The following is a 4,485-nucleotide window of genomic DNA, read 5'->3' on the forward strand; positions in this document are numbered from 1 at the left end:
CTCACCGTTTTGGAACCGGTGCCGTGGCCAAAGGCAGAAACAGGGTCAACGGTTTGGCCGTCGTCTCAAGAAAGCCATGGCGCCGGTAAAAGTCTGCGGCTTTCTCGTCCTTGGCGTCAACCACCAGTGCATAGGCTGCGATCTCCGAGCGAACAACGCGCGTGAGAGCATCGGCCAGCAGTGCCCCGCCGAGCCCCTGCCCCCTGAACGCCTGGTCTACGGCAAGACGCCCCATCCGCACCGCGGGAACAGAGGGATACCGCGGCAGTCTCCTGGTGATCTCTGCCGGCAGGTCCCCGAGAAATATGCTTGCCGAGGCTAACGTGTAGTATCCCGCAATGCGTCCATCAGCCGAGAGAGCAACAAAACATGCCGTTACCTTACGCCGGATGTCCTGTGTAACTTGTCTTTTGAAGTAAGAATCGAGCGGTTCGGAGCCGCTGTTGAACCCGTTGCGGTCATAACCATGGTCGAGGGGACCAACCCGAAACGGTTTGTCGCTCATTCAGCGGTCACCAGCTCGCGATGACGGGCAAAAGCCTGCTCCAAAGCAGGCGACGCCTTGGGCGGCGACAACAGCGCTTCCGCAAAGCATCTCTGATCGGCAAGCGACAGCTTGATGACCTCCGCTTGCTCTATGACGTTTTCGGCCGCCTCTTGAACAGCAGTGATGACGAAGCTAGAAAGATCACCGTCAATTCTCGGTGATCATTTGCCCGTTGGGTGGGTCAGTTTTAGGTTATCACAACCAGAGGTGCCCCCGACCTGCCGTGTCTCCTGTTGAAGGCGGACTTGACGTTACCATCGGATGTACCATCGGATGTACGCCTTGACAATCTTGTTTCACCTGTGGGAGGGTAAGACAATGCACTATGCTTGGGTCGTAGCCTTAACCGGTCTGTTCGTCGTTCTCTTCGCCCATGGTTTAGGGCGAATGTCCTATTCCGTGATCCTCCCTTATATGAAGGACGCTCTTTCCCTTGACTATACCCAGGTAGGTCTGATCGCAACCGGGAACCTCATAGGCTACCTGCTCTTTACGACCTTTGGTGGTTTTCTGGCAACCCGTTTCGGCCCACGCAAAGTTATCTCGATATCGCTTCTCGTGACCGGCGCAGGCCTCTTTCTCACCGGTTTCTCCGATACGTTCTCTTTTGCTTTTATTACAAGGTTGATCACCGGTATGGGAAATGGAGGTTGTTTTGTGCCTATGTTGGCGCTACCCGCCGCTTGGTTCGTTGCACGCAAACGTGGCCTTGCCATGGGCATAGTAAACATAGGCGTATGCCTTGGACTCGTTCTGAGCGGATTCTTCGTTCCACTGTGCATAAGTTATTTTGGCCGGGAGGGATGGCGTTACACGTGGTACCTTATAGGAGGGGGTACTTTCCTTTGCGCTTTTTTTTGCTACAATCTACTCAGGAACGATCCGCGAGAAAAGGGGTGTGTGATGTGCGGGGCAGACCCGGACTCACATCAAAACCCACCACAGGCGATAACCCTTTTTGCTGCCTTTCGACGGATAGTGAGCGAGAAAGAGGTTTGGAAGCTTGCCTGCGTCTATTGCATGTACGGCTTTTCCTATATCATATATTTGACATTCTACGTGGCCTACCTTGTGAAAGAAATAGGGAAAAGTCCGTCAGAGGCAGGCAGCATGTTCGCGATTATCGGCTTCATTGCTATTTTCGCGGGTCTCCTCTGGGGGGCCTTCTCCGACAAAGTTGGTAGAAGGTGCGCCTGCATCTGCATTTACCTGGTACTTGCCGTTGCCTATGCGCTGCCGGCATTCTTTCATGAATCCTTCTTTCTCTATCTTTCAGCGGTCATGTTTGGCATCGCCTTTTCGGTGCCTGTGCTTATGGCGGCCGCTGCGGGAGACGCGGTTGGGGGACAACTGGCCCCCGCAGCGCTAGGGCTTATTACGCTGATGTTTGGCATAGCCCAGACGATAGGCCCCATCATAGGAGGGAGAATCAAAGATGCCACAGGGACTTTCACCTACGCATTCATGCTCTGCACCGGCTTTGCGGTGGCCGGAGCGTTATTGTCGCTGACATTGAAAGCAGAATAGTGAGATGACATTCAATAACCCGCATTTCAGGAAGAAAACTGTGTTTATTTTGTGCTTGAGTCCTGAAAAGTGACCATCAAAGTGCGCCATCCTGCAATGACATCACATCGGTCCGGTCGAGGTAATAACATCGGTAGAGCAACGCCACCACTGGTCGGCAGCAACGGCGCACACGAGGGAAGAGAATGTGAAGATCCGAAGGGCCCCATGGGGTCCTTCCAACCTTCGAGAGGCGGCCCGCAGTTGCCGCTACAGGAGTCTATCAGATTCCTCTATGGTCAACCTTGCCTGTTTCAAGATATGGGAAAGGGTGGTTCTCTTGATGGGACGGTGAGCGGGAATGGTAAGCTTCAGTGTTTCCGTGGAGGTATGCTTCTGTAGCCGGATGTGGCTGCCCTTTTGCCGGACAACGATCCATCCGTCTCTCTGAAGCGCCCTGATGACCTGATCATATGGGAGACTCGGGATGATGGTCATACGGCGAGTTCGATGATCTCCGAGTTCTCGGGAAAGATCTGATCGTCCTCGACCGATTCCAGATAGAGTTCTACTGCCTCCTTGATGTTCTTCAGGGCCTCTTCCCTGCTGTCGCCCTCGCTGATGCATCCCGGCAAGGAGGGGGCTATGGCCGTGTAGCCGCCTTCGTCGCTGGACTGCAGCACAATCGTTATTCTCATCGTTCACCTCTGCACGTAAGTATACATCATTTCCAGGATGCTGTGTTCAACTTTGGATGCACGCTCAACCGTCGATGGGACTGTGGCCCCCGTCGGATCGTTATTGCTCAGTTCCCAGTTCTTCCTGCAGTTCCCCCACCCGGCGCCGCAGTTTTCCGTCACGCTCCATCCTGTCGCCAAGCCTCTTCCTGCCGACGCTCACGGTGCTGTAGTCGACACCGAGCATCTCCCCGATCTCCCGGTTGTTCATCCCGCCGTGGCGGTAGAGCAGTTCCATGAGGACCTGGCGGGCCTCACCGCGGAAGGACTTCTTCAGTATCTCCTCCTCGCTGAGCTTGCATGAGGAGGCCACGGCGCGTACGATCCTGCCGGGTTCCGTCTTCCCCGCGAGCCGTCTCTTCTGCGGCATCTCCCGGCGGCTCCCTCCCGTGGGTGCGAGGGCGGTCTTTACCTTCTCCAACTGGTCCCTGAGTAGTCCCTGCTTGATCGGTTTCCCCTTATGTACCGGTATGGAGAGGATGTGGGGATTTCCCTCCATCGTGAGTTTTACGTGGCTGCCTTTCTGCCCTCTTGCGGTCCAGCCAGCCCGTTCCAGCGCCTTGACAACCCTCTCCGGTTTCAGGTTGTGCGGACCCGTCACCGGGCCTTCCTTGCCCGCGTCCGCACGTTCTTCGCGTCTTCCCCGAGGATCTCAAGGTGCCCCTCTATGGCATCCTTTATCATCTCCAGGGCCTCTTCCACGGTATCCCCCTGTGACGAGCACCCCGGGAGCGAGGGACATTCTACCCAGTAACCGCCATCTTCCGTGTCGGCATGGAGAACGACGGAATACTTTCGCCCCTTCACCGCCACTTCATACTTCCTTTCCGCCTCCATATCGATCACTTTGCCCTTGAGCTCCTCTATTAGACTCCCGAGGGCAATGGAGAACACGAGTTGCCCCTTCCTCAGAACATCGATGATCCGCTTCTCATCCCGTGTGATCACGAAGAGGGTGCTGCCGTCAGTAACGAATTTCAGCTGCGACAAGGGTTTCTTCACATCAGGCATGTTTTTCTTGAGATAGGTGATGGCCTTCCGTATCTTCTGAAGGCTTATGCCCTCGTCCAGAAGGGTCTTCGCAACCCTCATTTGAACAAGGTCGGTGAAGGAATAGAGCCTGACGGAGCCATGTCCCGATGCCTCACTCACCGAAGGCTTTATGAAATGCGTCCGGTCCCAGTAATCGATGCGGCGAACCGTCAATCCGGTGATCTTGTGTATTGCTTTGGTATTGAAGTTCATATAATCCTCACTTATGGCGGATAACTACATCATTGTTCTTTTAATATCAAATGCCGACAGGAACGTCAAGGGAAAGTGCAAACCCAGCACGGAGAGCATTTCCATTAAACCTGGCGTCGGCTCACTCATGTCACGGGGACGCCTTGGGCACCTTCATTCCCTAACACTCATACGCACATTAACACAGGCAATGTGATTATGCAGTATGAGTGTTATCGGTCATGGTCATCGGCAAAGATATCCTGCCTGTCATTCCCCCGGCAGGTGACATGATAGACGGCATTCTCGTACTGGATCCGTAAAGGTCGCGCCATGGGGTCTTTCTCACCGTTTTGGAACCGGTGCCGTGGCCAAAGGCAGAAACAGGGTCAACGGTTTGGCCGTCGTCTCAAGAAAGCCATGGCGCCGGTAAAAGTCTGCGGCTTTCTCGTCCTTGGCGTCAACCACCAG

General features: G+C 54.8%; 7 protein-coding genes. 1 reads left to right on the top strand and 6 read right to left on the bottom strand.

Features of this window, described 5'->3' with window-relative positions; genetic code table 11:
• Position 1: 1 nt before the first annotated feature.
• Together GXX82_01390 and GXX82_01395 are read right to left on the bottom strand one after the other, a co-directional pair.
• Positions 2–505 (bottom strand): GNAT family N-acetyltransferase, encoded by a 504-nt coding sequence (locus GXX82_01390; protein ID NLT21680.1) that lies wholly within the window; start codon positions 503–505, stop codon positions 2–4.
• Positions 502–699, bottom strand: a complete 198-nt coding sequence (locus GXX82_01395) for a DUF1778 domain-containing protein (protein NLT21681.1) — start codon at positions 697–699, stop codon at positions 502–504. The genes GXX82_01390 and GXX82_01395 overlap by 4 nt, the downstream gene beginning before the upstream one ends.
• 166 nt (positions 700–865) lie before the next feature.
• Between GXX82_01395 and GXX82_01400 the strand changes: the two genes are divergently transcribed.
• Positions 866–2,074: a YbfB/YjiJ family MFS transporter gene (locus tag GXX82_01400; protein ID NLT21682.1), complete on the top strand. Its 1,209-nt coding sequence runs from the start codon at positions 866–868 to the stop codon at positions 2,072–2,074.
• 249 nt (positions 2,075–2,323) lie between these two features.
• On the opposite strand, the gene GXX82_01405 is transcribed toward GXX82_01400, so the two are convergent.
• From GXX82_01405 to GXX82_01420, 4 genes are all read right to left on the bottom strand, one after another.
• Positions 2,324–2,551, bottom strand: coding sequence for a type II toxin-antitoxin system HicA family toxin (locus tag GXX82_01405; protein NLT21683.1), 228 nt, complete (start codon positions 2,549–2,551; stop codon positions 2,324–2,326).
• Positions 2,548–2,751: a type II toxin-antitoxin system HicB family antitoxin gene (locus GXX82_01410; protein ID NLT21684.1), complete on the bottom strand. Its 204-nt coding sequence runs from the start codon at positions 2,749–2,751 to the stop codon at positions 2,548–2,550. Before GXX82_01410 ends, GXX82_01405 begins: the two co-directional genes overlap by 4 nt.
• A 100-nt stretch (positions 2,752–2,851) precedes the next feature.
• On the bottom strand, positions 2,852–3,391 hold the full coding sequence (locus GXX82_01415; protein ID NLT21685.1) for an addiction module toxin, HicA family: 540 nt from the start codon (positions 3,389–3,391) through the stop codon (positions 2,852–2,854).
• Positions 3,388–4,035 (bottom strand): MerR family transcriptional regulator, encoded by a 648-nt coding sequence (locus GXX82_01420; GenBank protein NLT21686.1) that lies wholly within the window; start codon positions 4,033–4,035, stop codon positions 3,388–3,390. Before GXX82_01420 ends, GXX82_01415 begins: the two co-directional genes overlap by 4 nt.
• Between the last annotated feature and the right edge of the window lie 450 nt (positions 4,036–4,485).

Source organism: Syntrophorhabdus sp. (assembly GCA_012719415.1).
GTDB lineage: Bacteria > Desulfobacterota > Syntrophorhabdia > Syntrophorhabdales > Syntrophorhabdaceae > Delta-02.